The sequence below is a fragment of the Nocardia sp. NPDC003693 genome, assembly GCF_053981095.1.
In genome coordinates, this window is sequence record NZ_JBSFNO010000032.1 from 15573 (window position 1) to 32190 (window position 16618).

Annotated in this window: 13 protein-coding genes; 6 read left to right on the forward strand and 7 right to left on the reverse strand. The window is 69.8% G+C overall.

Annotation, left to right across the window (positions count from 1 at the left end):
• The first annotated feature begins 52 nt into the window (after positions 1-52).
• Genes ACWDOP_RS28685 through ACWDOP_RS28695 form a run of 3 tightly spaced genes read left to right on the forward strand, consistent with a single transcriptional unit; the run spans position 53 to position 2687 of the window.
• On the forward strand, positions 53-964 hold the full coding sequence (locus ACWDOP_RS28685; protein WP_456347521.1) for a MetQ/NlpA family ABC transporter substrate-binding protein: 912 nt from the start codon (positions 53-55) through the stop codon (positions 962-964).
• Positions 961-2013 (forward strand): methionine ABC transporter ATP-binding protein, encoded by a 1053-nt coding sequence (locus ACWDOP_RS28690; RefSeq protein WP_456347522.1) that lies wholly within the window; start codon positions 961-963, stop codon positions 2011-2013. Before ACWDOP_RS28685 ends, ACWDOP_RS28690 begins: the two co-directional genes overlap by 4 nt.
• On the forward strand, positions 2010-2687 hold the full coding sequence (locus ACWDOP_RS28695) for a methionine ABC transporter permease (protein ID WP_354989292.1): 678 nt from the start codon (positions 2010-2012) through the stop codon (positions 2685-2687). Before ACWDOP_RS28690 ends, ACWDOP_RS28695 begins: the two co-directional genes overlap by 4 nt.
• 4 nt (positions 2688-2691) lie before the next feature.
• On the opposite strand, the gene ACWDOP_RS28700 is transcribed toward ACWDOP_RS28695, so the two are convergent.
• The 4 genes from ACWDOP_RS28700 to ACWDOP_RS28715 all read right to left on the reverse strand — a co-directional run bounded on the left by ACWDOP_RS28700 (position 2692) and on the right by ACWDOP_RS28715 (position 9901).
• Entirely contained in the window at positions 2692-5247 is a 2556-nt protein-coding gene (locus tag ACWDOP_RS28700) for an Hsp70 family protein (RefSeq protein ID WP_456347523.1), read from the reverse strand.
• A complete protein-coding gene (locus ACWDOP_RS28705) occupies positions 5244-5687 on the reverse strand; it encodes a hypothetical protein (protein WP_456347524.1) in 444 nt (147 codons plus the stop codon). Before ACWDOP_RS28705 ends, ACWDOP_RS28700 begins: the two co-directional genes overlap by 4 nt.
• Before the next feature lie 21 nt (positions 5688-5708).
• Complete coding sequence (locus tag ACWDOP_RS28710) at positions 5709-8171, reverse strand: hypothetical protein (RefSeq protein WP_456347525.1); 2463 nt, start codon at positions 8169-8171, stop codon at positions 5709-5711.
• Positions 8172-8527: 356 nt separating this feature from the next.
• Positions 8528-9901, reverse strand: coding sequence for an FAD-dependent oxidoreductase (locus ACWDOP_RS28715; RefSeq protein WP_456347526.1), 1374 nt, complete (start codon positions 9899-9901; stop codon positions 8528-8530).
• Between the two features lie 143 nt (positions 9902-10044).
• On the opposite strand from ACWDOP_RS28715, the gene ACWDOP_RS28720 reads away from it, so the two are divergent.
• Positions 10045-10422 (forward strand): ankyrin repeat domain-containing protein, encoded by a 378-nt coding sequence (locus ACWDOP_RS28720; RefSeq protein WP_454206810.1) that lies wholly within the window; start codon positions 10045-10047, stop codon positions 10420-10422.
• A gap of 61 nt (positions 10423-10483) precedes the next feature.
• Here the strand turns inward: ACWDOP_RS28720 and asnB are convergent, their stop codons facing one another.
• Positions 10484-12505: an asparagine synthase (glutamine-hydrolyzing) gene (asnB, locus tag ACWDOP_RS28725; protein WP_456347527.1), complete on the reverse strand. Its 2022-nt coding sequence runs from the start codon at positions 12503-12505 to the stop codon at positions 10484-10486.
• 440 nt (positions 12506-12945) lie between these two features.
• On the opposite strand from asnB, the gene ctaC reads away from it, so the two are divergent.
• Complete coding sequence (ctaC, locus tag ACWDOP_RS28730) at positions 12946-13932, forward strand: aa3-type cytochrome oxidase subunit II (RefSeq protein ID WP_454206811.1); 987 nt, start codon at positions 12946-12948, stop codon at positions 13930-13932.
• A 13-nt stretch (positions 13933-13945) separates the two neighbouring features.
• Entirely contained in the window at positions 13946-14362 is a 417-nt protein-coding gene (locus ACWDOP_RS28735; RefSeq protein WP_456347528.1) for a cytochrome c oxidase subunit 4, read from the forward strand.
• An 81-nt stretch (positions 14363-14443) separates the two neighbouring features.
• Here ACWDOP_RS28735 and ACWDOP_RS28740 read toward each other — a convergent pair whose 3' ends face one another.
• Together ACWDOP_RS28740 and ACWDOP_RS28745 are read right to left on the reverse strand one after the other, a co-directional pair.
• A complete protein-coding gene (locus ACWDOP_RS28740; protein ID WP_454206706.1) occupies positions 14444-15223 on the reverse strand; it encodes an SDR family NAD(P)-dependent oxidoreductase in 780 nt (259 codons plus the stop codon).
• Positions 15224-15345: 122 nt separating this feature from the next.
• Positions 15346-16605 (reverse strand): FAD-binding oxidoreductase, encoded by a 1260-nt coding sequence (locus tag ACWDOP_RS28745; RefSeq protein ID WP_454206707.1) that lies wholly within the window; start codon positions 16603-16605, stop codon positions 15346-15348.
• Positions 16606-16618 lie beyond the last annotated feature (13 nt).

Genomic DNA, 16618 nt, shown 5'->3' on the forward strand with positions numbered 1-16618 from the left:
GTTTGGATCCCGGGGATCGCAACCATTGCCGGGCGGTTGCCGGTGGGCTTGCATGGTCGGGTTCAGTTTCGACGATCATGCGGGAGCGCGAGTGAAATTCCATCGGGTACTGGCGATCCCGGTACTGGTAGCGGCCGTCGCGACGCTGGGGCTCACCGCCTGCGGCAGCGACGAGGAATCCGGCAACGTGGTGCGGATCGGCACCACCGAGTCCGACCCGCAGTGGGACGTGTTCGAGAGCAAGGCCAAGGAGCAGGGGATCACGTTGAAGATCACCCGGTACTCCGACTACTCGCAGCCCAATACGGCGTTGGCGCAGAAGCAGATCGACGTCAACCTGTTCCAGCACCTGCAGTTCCTCGGCCAGTTCAACGTCGCCAACAACGAGGATCTGACGCCGATCGGGGCCACCCAGATCGTGCCGCTGGGGCTGTACTCCAAGAAGCACAAGACCCTCGCCGACATCCCGCAGGGCGGAGAGGTCGCCATCCCCAACGACCCCACCAATCAGGCGCGGGCGCTGTTCGTGCTGCAGTCCGCCGGGCTGCTGAAGCTCTCGGGGGATGTGCGCCAGCCCTCGCCGGCCGACGTGGACAAGGGCGCGTCCAAGGTCAAGGTGACCCCGGTCGACGCCGCCCAGACCGCGCTGTCGCTGGCGTCGGTGGACGGCTCGATCATCAACAACACCTTCCTGCAGAAGTCGGGCATCGACCCGAGTTCGGCGCTGTACAAGGATGATCCGAAGAGCCCGGGCGCGGAGCCGTACATCAACACCTTCGTCACGCGCGCCGCGGACAAGGACAACGCCACCTACCTGAAGCTGGTCCAGATCTGGCACGACCCCGAGGTGCAGAAAGCGGTGTCGGAGACCTCCAAGGGCACCTCGGTCGAGGTGAACCGCGCGGGCCCGGAGCTGGAGCAGATCCTGGCGCGCGTGCAGCAGACCATCCGCGAGCAGAAGTGAGCGACCCGGTCGCCGGCGGCGGGGCGGACGACCACCCCGCCGTCGAATTCCGTTCGGTCACCAAGGTTTTCCAGGCCGGTAAGCAGCGGCACACCGCGCTCGAAGACATCGATCTGCGCATCGAACGCGGCGAGATCTTCGGCGTGATCGGCTACTCCGGGGCAGGCAAGAGCACGCTGGTGCGGCTCATCAACGCCCTCGAGAAGCCGACCAGCGGGCAGATCCTGATCTCCGGGGACCCGATCACCGGGGTCTCCGAATCGCGGGTGCGGCGGCTGCGCCGCGACATCGGCATGGTGTTCCAGCAGTTCAACCTGTTCCGATCCCGTACCGCCGCGGGCAATGTCGAGTACCCGCTCAAGGTGGCGGGCTGGCCGCGCGACAAACGCAAGGCCCGGGTCGCCGAACTGCTGGAGTTCGTCGGGCTGACGGACAAGGCGCGCAGCTATCCCGATCAGCTGTCGGGCGGGCAGAAGCAGCGCGTGGGCATCGCCCGCGCGCTGGCCACCTCGCCCACGCTGCTGCTGGCCGACGAATCCACCTCGGCGCTGGACCCGGAGACCACGGGGGAGGTGCTGCGGCTGCTGAAGAAGATCAACCGAGAGCTGGGCGTCACCATCGTGGTGATCACCCACGAGATGGACGTGATCCGGGCCGTCGCCGATCGCGTCGCGGTGCTGGCCGAGGGTCGAATCGTGGAGCTGGCCAGGACCTTCGACGTGTTCGCCGATCCACAGGCTGCGCCGACCCGCTCCTTCGTGGAGACCGTCCTGCACAACCGGCCCACCGCCGAGGAGTTGCGCCGACTCGGCGACAAGCACGCGGGCCGCCTGGTCACCGTGGACGTCGACGACGAGCGCGGCATCGGCGCGGCGCTGACCGTGGCCGCGCGGTCCGGCGTCGCCTTCGAGGTGGTGTACGGCGGGGTGAGTTCGTTGCAGGACAAGACCTTCGGCAGCGTCACCCTCGCGCTGGACGGCCCCGAGGACGCCGTCGCGCGGGTCGTGGCCGAGCTCGAGCGGGGCGCCGAGCATCGGAAGAGCGCGTGAACTACGCCGCCGTCCCCACCGATTGGGACAAACTGCAGCCGGTGCTGATCGAGGCCATCGGCACCACGATCTACCTGGTGCTGCTGACCTTCGTGGTCGGCGGGCTCATCGGCCTGGCCCTGGGCACCGCGCTCTACACCACCCGCAAGGGCGGTCTGCTGGCCAACGCGCCCATCAATCTGGTGCTGAACTTCCTGGTCAACGTGGTGCGCCCGATTCCGTTCATCATTCTGCTCGCGGCCCTGGGACCGGTGACGCTCGAAGTCGTCGGCACCACGATCGGCACCGAGGCCGCCGCGTTCGTCATGATCGTCGCCGCCTCGTTCGGCATCGCGCGCATCGTCGAGCAGAACCTGGTCACGGTCGACCCGGGCGTGATCGAGGCGGCCCGGGCCATGGGCGCGACGCCGTTGCGCATCATCGCGACGCTGCTGATCCCGGAAGCGCTGGGGCCGTTGATCCTCGGCTACACCTTCATCATCATCGCCATCGTGGACATGTCCGCCATGGCCGGCACCGTCGGTGGCGGCGGCCTGGGTGACTTCGCCCTGGTGTACGGCTACCAGCGCTTCGACTGGCAGGTCACCCTGGTCGCCACGCTCATCATCATCGCGGGTGTGCAGGCCATCCAGTTCGTCGGGAACTGGCTGGCCCGCAAGGTGTTACGCCGCTGATCGACTACTGCGACTGCCGCATTCCGGCCTCTCGACCCCACCCGCTGACGCGCAGGTCGAGGGGCCGGAGCCGGTCGTAGTAGATGTTGCGGAGCTGTTCGGGCGCCGACGGGCGTTCGGGATCCACCTCGTCGATGGCGAAGGAGATGGCCGCCAGTTCGCCGAGGAAGTCGTCGCGCTGGCCGGGGAGCCGGGCGCGGTCCTGGGCCTCGAGGCGCGGATTCGATTGCAGGTCGCTGTATTTGGCGCGGATGGCGATATCTGTCTCGTCCATGCGCTCGCGCAGCCAGCCGCGCAGCGCCGAGGGGGTCTGCTGCATGATGACGATCTCGCGGATGGCGGGAATGCGCATGCCTTCGCGAATCAGGTCGTCGAGCTTCTCGTTGACGCGCGGCCAGGCCACGAAATCGCCTGCCGCGTAGGCGGCCCGGCCCTGCGCCTCGAGGTCGTCGCGGCGCAGCCGGAAGGCCGGGGCCGAATCCGGTTCGGTGCGCTGCAGCAGCAGGATGATCTCGTCGATCTGACGCAGATCGCGCTCGAACTCGGACAGCGGGGGTTCTAGGTAGTCGTCGGGGCCGTGGCTGTTGAGCAGCCCCTGCACGATGGTCTCGGCCTCGAGCAGCAGGTGGTGGGCCTTGGCCTGATCCTGGGTTCGCTCGATGAGCGGCTCGAGCGCGGTCAGGCGCTGGGTCATCTCCGGCTCGGCCTTGGCGGCCTCGGCCTGGTGCACCTCGCGGCGCACCTGCTGCCAGTCCGTGCGCACACTCGCGGCGCGTGTGCGCAACGCGGACCAGGGGGCGACCTCGCGCACCGGGATCTCGATGGCCGCGGTGGCAGAGCGATCCAGGTGCGGGATGCGGACCGCGGCGTGGATGGTCCAGCCCGCCGCGAATTCCAGGGTGAGCTCGACCGGGGTGCCGGGCTCGAGGTCGTCGGGCAGGTCGCGAATCTTCACCTCGCCGATGGGAATCCAGCCCTCGTACAGGCGCACCGCCAGGGTGGTGCCGCGATTGGCGGTCTCGAGGCGCTGATAGACGCGGTGCGGAATCTTGGTGCCCGCCTTGACCACCCGGCACAGCTGGCGGTCCAGCATCTCCACCGAGAAATCGTGGGCCAGGATGTCACCGGCCAGATCCGGTACGGCCGGGCCGGATTCGACCCGCACGCTCAGGCGCTCGGCGGCGATCTCCGTGCCGTCCGCCAGGACCCGGACGACGCATTCGCCGGTGGGCAGCGCGATGTCGATGAACAGGAACGCGCCGTCCGCGTCGGTGACGACCTCGCGAACGGGCTCGCCGCCGTCCGGATGCACCTCGACGACGAGTTCCGCGGCGTCGACGCCACCGCGCAGCACCCGGCCCGCGATGTCGGCGCTGCCACCGTCGGCGACCAGGGGTTCGAGCTCGAGGACGCCGCCGCGGCTGGTCAGGCTCCCGGCCTTGAGCGCCGCGCCGACCGCGACCACCAGTTCGGGATGGAACAGGCGCGGGGTCACCTCGAAACGCTGTCGCAGCAGTTCGGCGACCAGCGGAATCCGCGAGGAACCCCCGACGAGCACGATCTCGTCGAGGTCGCCGGACTTCAGGCGCGCCCGCTCGACCGCGTCCGCGCAGTGCTCGAGGGTGCCGCGCACGAAATCCTCGATCATGCGCTCGAATTCGTGCCGTCCGAGCGGGAGATTGATGCTCATGGGCGTGCCCGCGCGGTCCTCGAGATCACCGCTGACGATCTCGGTCTCGGTCTCGCGGGTGAGGTCGTGCTTGGCGGTCTCGGCCAGTGACAGCAGCCGGGCCCGGCGTTCGGCGTCGGCGGTGTTCCCGGGCTCGGTGCGCAGGTCGTAGGCGGGCAGCCGCTCGATCATCCAGTCCACGATGGCCTGGTCGAAGTCGTACCCGCCGAGGTAGCGGTCGCCGTCGAAGGAGCGGCTGGCGAAGCCCTCCTGCGCGTCCCAGGACACCACCGAGGTGTCGAACGTGCCGCCGCCCAGGTCGTACACCAGGAATCGCCTGCGCTCGGCGTTCGTCTCACCGGTCTCGTGCATGTGGGCCAGGGCCGCGGCGACCGGCTCCATGAGGGTCTCGGCCACCTCGAGCCCGGCCTCCGCGCCCGCCCGGGTGGTCTGGGTCTTGGCGCTGGTCTCGAAGTAGGCGGGCACGGTGACCACCGCGCGGTCGATCGGCACGCCCAGGGTCTGCTCGGCCACGGTCTTGAGGTGGCGCAGCAGATGCACCGACGCTTCGAGCGGGGTCAGGATCGCGTGGCCCGCGGTGACCAGGGCGTCGGTGCCCATGTTGCGCTTGAAGAACATGGCCGGCGGCGAACCGGGCAGGCGCGCTTTGCGTTTGGCGAGCGCGCCGACCAGCGGGACGCCGTCGGCGCCGATCCAGACCGCGGACGGGGTGGTCAGCGACAGATCCGGGTTGGCGACGATGAGCGCGCCGCCGAGCGGGCGCAACCGGCGGGAGTCGATGAGCTCCTGCTTGTTCGGGATATCGGCGTCGGCGGGAATCGCGAGACAGCAGTTGGTGGTGCCGAGGTCGATGCCGGCGACGATGCTCATGCGAGGGGCTCCTCATCGGTACGCGGGGCGGCGGTGTCGTCGCCGGTGGGGTGGGGCAGCAGCGCGGGCAGCACCGAAAGCCGCAGGCGCAGTTCGGTGGAGCCGGGCGGGGGTGGCGGTGCGGCGGACAGGGTGCGGCTGAACTCCAGGAGCTCGGCGAGCTCGGCCAGATCCTCGCCCGCGGCCTCGGGCCGGTGGGTGAGCAGGTCGGCTCGCAGGCGGGCGAGCGGGGTCGCGAGTTCCTCTTCGGCCGCGTTGATCTGCGCCACCGTCAGGGCCTCGCCGAAGAGCGGGAAGCGCTTGGCGTCGTAGGAGATCCGCTTGCGGCGCGCGGCGATCCGGGCGCGGGTGGTGGCCCGATCGGCGCCGGGATCGAGGTCCAGGATCTGAAAGGCGGTCTCGTAGTAGGGATTGCGATCGCGCCAAGCCCAGGGGTTCACGATGTGGTTGTCCTGTTCACGCTAGAAGAAGCCGATGGCGCTGCCCTGGGAGTAGCGCGCCCACTGACCCGCGCCGACCAGGATCTTGCGGGCCTGGTCGTAGGGGCTGTGGTCGGGAAGTCCCAGGGTCAGTGCGGTATTGAGGTGATTGGCCGCGATCCGGAAGCCGGCGCGATCCTCGAAGGGATTGCTCTGCAGCCGGTCGATGGTGGAGATCACGATGGCCAGGCCCAGCCAGAACTCGTGCCGAGCCAGTTTGGCGGCGAAGGCCGTGCGATTCGCGTCGTCCAGTCGCGGGCGCAGGGCCGAACTCAGCAGTTGCGCCGGGGTGAGGCCGAGTTCGGTGCACAGCGGGCGCACCATGGTCTCGACGCGTTCGAGGACGGTGCGCGCCTGCTCGGCCCACTTGTCGCCGCGGCGCTGTGCGGTCTCGGCGGCTTCGATGCCGACGTCCAGGGCCTGTTCGGCGAGCGGGACGTTGTCCGCGTCGATCTCGACCCACATCTGGGCCTCGTCGAGGGCGCGTTCGAGATGGCCCTCGCGGGTCGAGCGGCGGATCTGCGCGCCCGCCTCGCGGGCCAGCCGGGTTCGGGCGCGGGTCAGCTCGTCCGCGGCGAAGGGCGCGGTGCGGATCAGCTCGAGATGCGCACGGGCCCGGGGGAGTTGGTCGCGGCGCAGTTCCAGGACGCGGGTGACGTGCGGCTCCAGCAGCTGGCCGGGCAGTTCCGCGCGCGCCCGGTCGACGATGAGCGCGCTCTCCTCGGGGGTGCTGTCGGCGGTGACCGCGTGCGTGCGGGCGCGCAGCTCCTCCCAGAAGTCGTCGGCGGCGTGCAGCCGGGACCACAGCGCCAGGGCCTCCCGCCAGGCTTCGAAAGCCTCGGGGTCGCCGGCGATTTCGAGGGCGTACGCCCGGGCGTGGGCGGCGATGGCGAGGTGGTGCAGGCCCCGGCCGTCGGCGGCCTGTTCGGCGTCGCACTCGCGCCACAGGCGCAGCGCGGACGGCGTCCACGGGTGGACGTCGCCGTCGGCGCGCAGTTCGGCGTAGCCCAGGCGCTCGAGCGGGCGGTCGGCGGCGCGGGCGCGACGGCCGGCGGCGATCTCGGCGATTCTGGCCGCGGCCGCGCGCAATCGGTCCGCGTCCGCGCCCTCGAGGCCGGACAGCAGCCGCGCGGCCCGGGCCAGCGCGCGGTCGGCGTCCGCCGGCGCGTCGAACAGTTCCGCGCGGGCGGCCTGCGCCAGGTCGGCGCTCGCCACGGAGACGCGCAGCTCGCGCAACACGTCATGGGCGCCTGTGCTCGTACCGTCGGCGCCGGGGGTGGCTGTGCCGGTCGAACTCGTTGCGGGAGCGCCGGTTTCGGTCCCGATCGGCGTGCCGGCGCCGGTCGCGCCGATGAGCTCGGAGACCAGCTCCGGCGCGTGGTGCGCGACCGCGGTCAGCAGGGTCGTGGGATCGAGCAGGGTGCGGGTGGGCCAGGCGCTGCCGTGCCGGGCGAGCAGGGTGCGCGCGCCCCGGGCGACGAGTTCGGCGTCCGCGTCCAGCGCGCCCAGCGTCAATTGCCCGTTGGCCAGCAGGGTTTCGTCGGCGGCGGTGGCGCCCAGCAGCCGGCGCAGGTGTTCGCGCGCGCCGTCGCGGTCGTCCGCGCGGATCCGGTCCAGGGCGGCCAGCAGGAGGGCGGCGGGCAGCAGGCGCGGCTCTCCGGCGCGCAGGACGCCGGTCAGCCGGTCGCCGGACGGGGTTCCGGACATGACGGCGGCGGCGCTCACCACCAGGTTCCGGTAGGGGCTGGGTGTACCGGGACCCTTCAGCTGGTCGCCGGCCGTGATACCGCGCGCCAGACGGTGATACGCGCCGATGTCGTGCAGCGCCCGGATGCGTTCCTCGGCCAGGTCGCCGCCGCCGAAGCGGCGGGCGAGTTCGTAGCGGCGCGCGGCTTCGTTCTCGTCGCCGCGTTCGGCGGCCAGATCGCCGACGAGCAGGAACCAGTCGGGTCTGCTCGCCGGGCCCAGGGCGTACAGCAGCAGCCAGACCGGTGAGGTGGGGCCGGTGAACTGGTAGTGCTCGAATTCCTTGTCCAGCAACCCGAGCAGATGGCTGCGCGCCACGCGGCGGAAGTCGTCCGAGACCGCCGGGCCCGGGGTGCGGACCGAATTGGCCAGCCAGGTCGCCAGTTCGGCGTGTTCGGCCAGGAGCCCGCTCACCCCGAACCAGGTGCGCGCGAACTCCGGTACCGCGGGTGCGCGCAGCCAGGCCCCGAGTACCTCGCGCGCGGACGGTTCGTCGATCGCGCAGCGGTCGGCCACGTCGCACAGCAGGCGCACGGCGGCGTCCGGGGCGGCCCCGGCGAGTGTGCTCAGCCGGGCCTGCACCCCCGCGCGCTCCCGAGCCAGTTCGGTGTCGTCGTAGCGGTCGAGCAGGGCCTGAACAGCGGCCAGTACCAGGCGAATTCGGTCGGCGGGGTCGGCCTGTGCCTCGGCCCGTGTCACCTCGGTCTCGAAAACCGAGGGGCCCCGGGGTGGTTCCGGTCGCCGCGCCGGTCGCGGTGGCTCGGCCGACGTCTGCCCCACCGGTTCGTCCGGTCGCTCCTCGCCGCCCCGCGACCATGGCCAGTTCACGCGAAAACTCCTGCCGGAGGGCGGTATCGGGAAAACGTGCCGGGGATAGCCACCCGGATCCGCCCCCTGCCCGGTTCGAGAATATCCCTCGCCCGGCCCTTTTCGTCAACCGGTTCGCTCGGAATCGTTGTCGCGCCCCGGACATCGCGGAGACCGCTTCGTCGTGGAGCGGGCCGACCCGGCGACCGGTGGGACCGTGCGGCCCCGAGTCGCCCGGCTCGCGCCCGCTAGCCGCGTTTCTGCACGGCGACGGCCGCTTTGCGGGCCGCGACCTGCACCGGATCCCAGACCGGGGAGAACGGGGGCGCGTAGCCCAGGTCGAGGGCGATCATCTGTTCGGCGGTCATGCGGGCGGTCAGGGCCACCGCGGCGATGTCGATGCGTTTGGCCGCGCCCTCGCGGCCGACGATCTGCACGCCCAGGACGCGGCCGGTGCGGCGTTCGGCGAGCATCTTCACCGTCATGGGCGCGGTCCCGGGGAAATAGCCGGAGCGGCTCGTGGATTCGATGGTGACGGTGACGAATTGCAGGCCCACCGCGTGGGCGTCCTTCTCGCGCAGGCCGGTTCGGGCCACCTCGAGTTCGCAGACCTTGCTGACCGCGGTCCCGACCACGCCGGGGAAGGTGGCGTAGCCGCCGCCGACATTGGCCCCGATGATCTGGCCGTGCTTGTTGGCGTGGGTGCCCAGCGCGATATGGCGTTCGGTGCCGGACACCAGGTCCAGGACCTCCACGCAGTCGCCGCCGGCCCAGATGTGCTCGTGCCCGCGCACGCGCATGGCCAGGTCGGTGCGCAGACCGCCGGACGCGCCGAGCGGGAGCCCGGCGGCCCGGGCCAGATCGGTGGCCGGGCGCACGCCGATGCCCAGCACCACCACGTCGGCGGGGAACTCCGCGTCGGCGGTGGCGACGGCCCGGACCCGGCCCGTCTCGTCGGTGTGGACCGCGGTGAGCTCGGCGTCGCACAGGACGCGAATGCCCATGCCGTCCATCGCCTTTCGAATGAGCACGCCCATGTCGGGATCGAGGGTCGCCATCGGCTGGGACCCGCGGTTGATCATGGTGACCTGGTAGCCGCGATTGATCAGGGCCTCGGCCATCTCCACGCCGATGTAGCCCGCGCCGACCACCACCGCCCGGCGGCCGTCGGTGGCGTCGAGGGTGTCGATCAGGGCCTGCCCGTCGTCCAGGGTCTGCACGCCGTGTACCCCGGGCGCGTCGATGCCGGGGATGGGCGGGCGGATCGGGGTCGCGCCGGTGGCGATGACCAGATCGGTGTAGTCCAGCCAGCTTTCGGCCCCGGTGGTCAGATCCCGGGCCCGCACGCGGCGGCCCGGCGGGTCGATCTCCACGACCTCGGTGCGCATGCGCAGGTCGATGTCGCGCGCGCGGTGCTCCTCGGGCGTGCGGGCGATGAGGTGATCGCGGTGCTCCACGTCCCCGCCGACCCAGTACGGAATGCCGCAGGCGGAGAAGGAACTGAAGTTTCCGCGCTCGAAGACCACGATCTCGAGTTCCGCCGCCGGCCGCATGCGGCGGGCCTGCGAGGCCGCCGACATACCCGTCGCGTCCCCACCGATGATCACCAGGCGATCGCTCATGGGTACGACGGTACGGCGCGGGGCGCGCGGGCGGTCGCGCACATGCCGAACCGTCCCGTCGCCGTCCCCGGTGCGAGGTTCGCGCACCGCCCGTCGGGGCCGCCGCGAACCTGGTAGTACTGGACTTCGTGAGTATCGATGACATGGACGACGACAAGGTCCTCGAGCTGGCAACGCGCATCTTCGATTTCGCGCGCCAGGGCGACGCCGCACAGCTCGCGGCCTACCTCGAGGCCGGGGTGCCGGTGCAGCTGACGAACGCGCGCGGCGACAATCTGCTCATGCTCGCCGCCTACTACGGGCACGCGGCGGCGGTGGACACGCTGCTGGCCCACGGCGCGGACCCCAACGTCCTCAACGACAGCGGTCAGACCCCGCTGTCCGGCGCGGTCTTCAAGGGCGACACCGAAGTCATCGGCGCGCTGCTGGCCGCGGGCGCGGACCCCGACGCCGGGGCGCCCTCGGCCCGCGAGACGGCGATCACCTTCGAGCGCACCGATCTGCTGAAGCTCTTCCCCTAGCCGGGGCGGAACGCGAAGGAGCGCCCGCCGCGGCGGACGCTCCCCGTGTTCCGGTACGCGGCTACACGTTGACCGGGTAGACCGGCTCCTGGATCTCCGGCTTGATGCGGTCCTCGACGAAGATGCCGTGCCAGATCATGAAGACCAGTAGCGTCCACAGCCGGCGCGAATGATCCACCGGGCCGGTGCGATGCGCCTCGAGCATGTCCGCGATGGCGGCCTTGTTCAGCAAATGATCGGTCTGGCTGTCGGCGATCTGCTCCCGGGCCCAGTCGTGCAGCTCGGGCCCGCGCAGCCAATGCCGCAGCGGGACCGGGAAACCCAGCTTGGCGCGGTTGAGCACGTGCGCGGGCACGATGTCGCCCAGCGCCTGGCGCAGCGCGTACTTGGTGGTCTCCTTGGTGATCTTCTGCTCGAACGGAATCTTCTCCGCGACCTTGAAGACCTCGTGATCCAGGAACGGCACCCGCAGTTCCAGGGAGTTGGCCATGGTCATCTTGTCGGCCTTGACCAGGATGTCGCCGCGCAGCCAGGTGAACAGGTCCAGGTGCTGCATGCGCGCCACCGGGTCCATGCCGCGATCCTGGCTGCCGTAGATGGGGCCGGTCACGTCCTGGTGCGTCCACTCGGGACGGAAATCGCGCAGCACCGAACGCAATTGGGCGTCGTTGAAGCTGCGGGCGTTGCCGTAGTAGCGGTCCTCGAGCTTCAGCGAGCCGCGGTGCAGCAGGCTCTTGCCGCGGGTGCCCTCGGGAATGCGGTCCGAGAGCTTGCCCGCGAGCCGGCGCAACCCGCTCGGCAGGTACTCGAAGGGCTTGAGCGAGAGCGGCTCCCGGTAGATGGTGTAGCCGCCGAACAGCTCGTCCGCGCCCTCGCCCGAGAGGACGACCTTGACATGCTTGCGGGCTTCCTTCGCGACGAAGTAGAGCGGCACCAGCGCCGGGTCGGCGACGGGTTCGTCCAGGTACCAGACGATCTCGGGGATCGCGCCCGCGAAATCCTCGGGGGTGACAGTGCGGATGAAGTGCTTGGCCCCGATGGCCGCGGCGGTCTCGGCGGCCACATCGGCCTCGGAGTAGCCCTCGCGCTCGAACGCCGAGGTGAAGGTCAGCAGGTTCGGGTTGTGCCGAATGGCCAGCGCCGCAATGGCGGTGGAGTCGATGCCGCCGGACAGGAACGAGCCGACGGTGACATCGGCGCGCATGTGCTTGGCGACCGAGTCCTCGAGCGCCTCGGCGATCTCGCGGTACCGGTTGGCCGGGGTGTTGGGCCGGACGCCGGTCGGGCGGGTGGTGGGCACGTGCGCGTTCACGTCGTCCGGCTTGCCGAAGGGCACCACGCGGAACCGGGGATCGAAGTAGCGCGTGATGCGCGGGGCCGCACCGGGTTCCACCCAGGCGTAGCAGCCGGACTCGAGCCGGCGGATGTCCCGGTGCAGGGTCTCGGGCTCGGGCACGTACTGCAGCACCGTGTAGTGCTCGAGCGCGCGCGGGTCCAGGGCCTCGGAGAGTTCGAGCTCGGGCAGCAGCTCGAGGATGCTCTTCTTCTCCGAGGCGAACGCGGTGCCGCCGGGTCCGGTCGCCAGGAACAGCGGCTTGATGCCGAACGGGTCGCGGGCGATGAAGAGCTTGTTCAGCTCGGTATCCCAGATGGCGAACGCGAACATGCCGCGCAGGCGCTTGGTGGCCTCGGCGCCCCAGTAGTGGAAGGCGGCCACGATGGTCTCGGAGTCGCCCTCGGTCGCGAACATGGGGGAGTCACCGAACTCGGCCCCGTGCGCGGCGGTCAGCTCCTCGCGCAGTTCGAGGTAGTTGTAGATCTCGCCGTTGAAGGTGAGGGCGTAGCGTTCCCGGTTCTCCGGCGGGCCCCAGCGCAGCGGCTGGTGCGAGTGCTCGATGTCGATGATGGACAGGCGATTGAATCCGAAGATCATGCGATCGTCGTTCCAGGTGCCCTTCTCATCCGGGCCCCGGTGACGCTGGCAGTGCAGGGCCTCGTACACCTGCGCCGCGGTGGTCTCGACCGTCCGCCCGTCCGGGGTAGTCGCCGTCTGAGCCGTCAGAAATCCGAGCAGTCCACACACTGCGGGCAGAACCTCGTTTCCGGAGTCAAGGGAAATGCGGGGATGTTCGCGCGTCGACACGCGAAACGTACTGTCCGAGTATGCCGCACGCGTGCCGATCACGCCGCGAGAGGCCGTATCCACGGCTTATGAGCTTTCCGGAGTGTCGAAGCGGACCCCATCACAATGACCGGCCAGGTTTGGTCTACGCTGCGTAGTACTCGGGAACTCCCGGCCCGGATCGTGCGTTGTGCGCGAACCTCGCCGGGAGCTCCCAAACGTGCTGTAGTTGTGTCGCCCGGCGGAAGGGAGCCCGGGCGACGCCAGTCGAATAGACGACCAGGAAGGCGTTGAGCGTGGCGCACAAGGCGAGCGAAGCGATAGGGGCACGATCCGCCCAGGGTCGGCAGGGCCGCATCCTTCGGCGGGCCGGGTTGGTGGTGTCCCTCGGGATCACCGCGATGCTCGTCTCGGGCTGCTCGATCGACAACCCGTGGCTGCGATTCGGTTGGCCCTCGGGTGTCACCCCGCAGGCCACGAAGATGCGGGAACTGTGGACCTGGTCCGTGATCGCCGCGCTGGTGATGGGCGTGCTGGTCTGGGGTCTGACCTTCTGGACGATCGCGTTCCACCGCAAGAAGCCGAACTCCCCGGAGTTCCCCCGGCAGACCGGTTACAACGTGCCGCTCGAACTGAGCTACACGGTCGTGCCGTTCTTCATCATCGCGGTGCTGTTCTACTTCACCGTGGTCGTGCAGAACTACGTGCACGAGAAGGTCGACAATCCGGACGTCGTGGTCGACGTGACCGCGTTCCAGTGGAACTGGAAGTTCGGCTACCAGAAGGTCGACTTCAAGGGCGGCTACCAGTTCGACGGTGTCGACAAGACCCGTCAGGGCATGAACACCGAGATCCGCGAGAAGTACGAGGATCAGGTCAACGAGCATGGCCACAAGTCGCCGGGCCCGAACAACGGCCTGCCCGCCAACGACATCTCGTACCTGAACTACGACCGCGTCGAGACCATCGGCACCTCGAACGAGATCCCGGTGCTGGTGCTGCCGACCGGCAAGAACATCGAGTTCCAGCTGGCCGCCGCCGACGTCATCCACTCCTTCTGGGTTCCGGAGTTCCTGTTCAAGCGGGACGTCATGCCGAACCCGAAGGAGAACAACTCCGACAACATCTTCCAGATCACGAAGATCGAGAAGGAAGGCGCGTTCGTCGGCCGCTGTGCCGAGATGTGCGGCACCTTCCACTCGATGATGAACTTCGAGGTCCGGGCGGTCTCGCCGGAGAAGTTCGAGCAGTACCTGAAGGCGCGTGAGGCGGGCAAGACCAATGCCGCGGCGCTGTCGGAGATCGGCGAGGAGCCGCTGGCCGTCACCACCAAGCCTTTCGACACCGAACGTACGGCCCGCGGCGCGGGTCTCACGGAAGCCAAGTGAGGACTGAACTGACATGAAGGTCGAAGCGCGCATCTTCGAACTGATCACGGTCTTCTTCGTGATCGTGGCCGTGGTGTACGGCTACTTCACCGCCCAGTCGCGTACCGGCGTCGAGTGGGCCGGTACCACCGCCATCGTGCTCTCGGCGGGCCTGTCCCTGATCGTGGCCACCTACTTCCGCTTCGTCGCCCGCCGCCTGGACCTGCGTCCGGAGGACTTCGAAGAGGCGGAGATCGTGGACGGCGCCGGCGACCTGGGCTTCTTCTCGCCCGGTTCGTTCTGGCCCATCCTGCTCGCCGCCGCCGGTTCGGTCTGTGCCCTGGGCTTCGCGTTCTTCCAGTACTGGCTGATCGCCGTCGGCGTCGTGCTGATCCTGATCGCCGCGGCCGGTCTGGTCTTCGAGTACCACCTCGGACCCGAGAAGCACTGAGCTCACCCCGCTGAACGTGTAGGCGCCCCATCCGAATCCGGATGGGGCGCTTCGCTGTTTCAGGGATCGCGGCCGATGCGCTCAGATTCCCAGGGCGTGCCGGAGGCGGGTGCGCGGGGTCAGCCCGGTCAGGGTGAGCAGCGCGCGCGGGAAGCGCGGCTGCATGGTCGCCGGGCGGGTGCGCACGGCGGTCTCGATCCAGCGCGCGGCCTCGGACGGGTCGGGCGCGGGCTGCCCGCCGGCGTCGATGTGCGCGGCCGGATAGTGCACCGTGGTGACGTGGATGCCGCGCGGGGACAGCTCCGCGTCCGCGCACTGCCCGAACGTGGTCCAGGCGGCCTGGGAGCTGGCGTAGGAGGCGAAATTGGGGGCCGCGCCGGTGACCGGGCTCCAGGGCCCCACGTTGATCACGTGGCCCGAGCCGCCGGCGAGCATCGCGGGCAGCAGGCCCAGGGTCAGGCGCAGCGGGCCGAAGTAGTTCGTGGCCATCATGCGCTGATAGTCGGCGAAACGGTCCAGCGACTGCAGCACCGGGCGCCGCGCGGGCCGGCCCGCGTTGTTGATCAGGACGTCGATGCTGTCGAACTCGGTGCGCAGCCAGCGCACCAGTTCGTCGACGTCGCCCAGGGCGGAGATGTCGCAGCGGTGCCAGTGCGCCTGCCCGCCGGATTCGATGATGGCGGCGCAGTCTTCGATGAGCAGACTCCCGCGGCGCGCGACGAGGAGCACCTCTGCGCCACGGGAGGCCAGTAATCGCGCAGTCGCGCGGGCGAGGTCGGAACTCGCGTCGGTGATGACGATGCGTTTGCCCGCAACGGAACCGGCGGGGTGCGTGCGGCGGGCAGCGCGAAATTCGATCATGGGATGCAACCTTCACTCACGATACGAGAGCTGAATGGTGCACCGGCATCCCGCCGACGTTACCGATGCGGACCGCGCCCGCGGGCTGCTGGAGCGTTGCCAGCGGTGCGGCAGCACACATCCTAATCGGTGGGGTCGTACCGCCGGGCGCGTTCGGCGACGCAGATCTCGTCGATCGAGGAAACGATGTCGCGCAACAGTTCCGAGGGCAGCGCGGCCGGGCGCAGGCGGCAGGTGAAGGTGATGAAGCCGTGCTCCTCGCCGTCGAGTTCCTGCAGGTAGCGCGAGCGCACGCCGTAGGTGAGCGCGGAGATGACGGTGAAGCAGCCGGTCGCCTCGCGGTGCCCGGAGAACAGATCGTGCAGCCGGTGGAAGACCCGGGGATAGGTCGACAGCGGCGCGAAGACCGAGATGCGGTAGGCCGCACCGCGTTCGGAGGAGCTGATGACGGTGTCGGCCAGATACTCCGCGTCCCGCAGGGTCAGCACCTTCGGAGCGAACATGAGGGCGCCCGCGGCGGCGTTGCGGACCGGCATGCCCGCCCGGCCGCCGGCGGACGCGGCGATGGCGCCCAGCGACTTACGGGCGCGCGAGCCGACCTCGCGTCTGGCGCGCAGCGAGAGATTGGGGGCGGTGGGGTGCAGGCTCGACCACTGGCCGAAGCGCACCGTGCCCAGCTGCACCTTGCCGGTGCCGACCGGGCGGGAGACCTTCAGCGGCGCGGTGTCGACCCAGCGGCCCACCTGCAGGAGGGATTCGCCGGGCGACTGGATCTCCTTGAACGCCTGCTCGACGAAGGTGTCGAAATCGAGGAAGCGATGCGCGTCGGTGGTGAGCCAGGTGCGGTCCTTGTCCACATCGGTCACCTCCAGGGTCAGCGCGGTGATGATGCCCGTGCGCCCGCCGCCGCCCAGGATCCGCCGGAAGCGCTCGGTGTGGTGATTGCGCCCACAGGTGCCGAAACGCCCGTCCTGATCGACGTATTCGAGCTCCACCACGTTGTCGCTGAACATGCCGAAGCGGTGCGAGGCGGCACTGAGCCCACCGACCGCCGCGAAGCCGCCCGCGGTGATGTCCCGATGGTCGCCCACGATGGGCAGGCCGAGCCCGTGCGCGCCCAGGGTGCGGTCGATATCGGACAGGCGGGCCCCGGCCTGCACCCGCACCGTTCGCGCGTCCGCGTCCACGACCTGGACGCGATTCATCTTGCGCATGGACAGCACCGAGCCTTGATCCGGTGGCGAGAGCTCCTCGTCCGGGCGCTCGCCACCGCGGATGATCAGCGGTTTCGTCGACTTGCGCGAATCCCGAACGGTACGAACCACATCCGCGGTGTCGCGGGGGAGGAATTCTTCCGGAAGGGTGGAGACGGGCGTGCTCATGGCGCTACAGCTA

What these genes read in the sequence shown, in the direction of transcription:
- ACWDOP_RS28685 (WP_456347521.1), top strand. Translation starts at nt 53, where the DNA reads ATGGTCGGGTTCAGTTTCGACGATCATGCGGGAGCGCGAGTGAAATTC.
- ACWDOP_RS28700 (WP_456347523.1), bottom strand. Translation starts at nt 5,247, where the DNA reads ATGAGCATCGTCGCCGGCATCGACCTCGGCACCACCAACTGCTGTCTC.
- ACWDOP_RS28715 (WP_456347526.1), bottom strand. Translation starts at nt 9,901, where the DNA reads ATGAGCGATCGCCTGGTGATCATCGGTGGGGACGCGACGGGTATGTCG.
- ACWDOP_RS28720 (WP_454206810.1), top strand. Translation starts at nt 10,045, where the DNA reads ATGGACGACGACAAGGTCCTCGAGCTGGCAACGCGCATCTTCGATTTC.
- ctaC (WP_454206811.1), top strand. Translation starts at nt 12,946, where the DNA reads ATGCTCGTCTCGGGCTGCTCGATCGACAACCCGTGGCTGCGATTCGGT.
- ACWDOP_RS28735 (WP_456347528.1), top strand. Translation starts at nt 13,946, where the DNA reads ATGAAGGTCGAAGCGCGCATCTTCGAACTGATCACGGTCTTCTTCGTG.
- ACWDOP_RS28740 (WP_454206706.1), bottom strand. Translation starts at nt 15,223, where the DNA reads ATGATCGAATTTCGCGCTGCCCGCCGCACGCACCCCGCCGGTTCCGTT.
- ACWDOP_RS28745 (WP_454206707.1), bottom strand. Translation starts at nt 16,605, where the DNA reads ATGAGCACGCCCGTCTCCACCCTTCCGGAAGAATTCCTCCCCCGCGAC.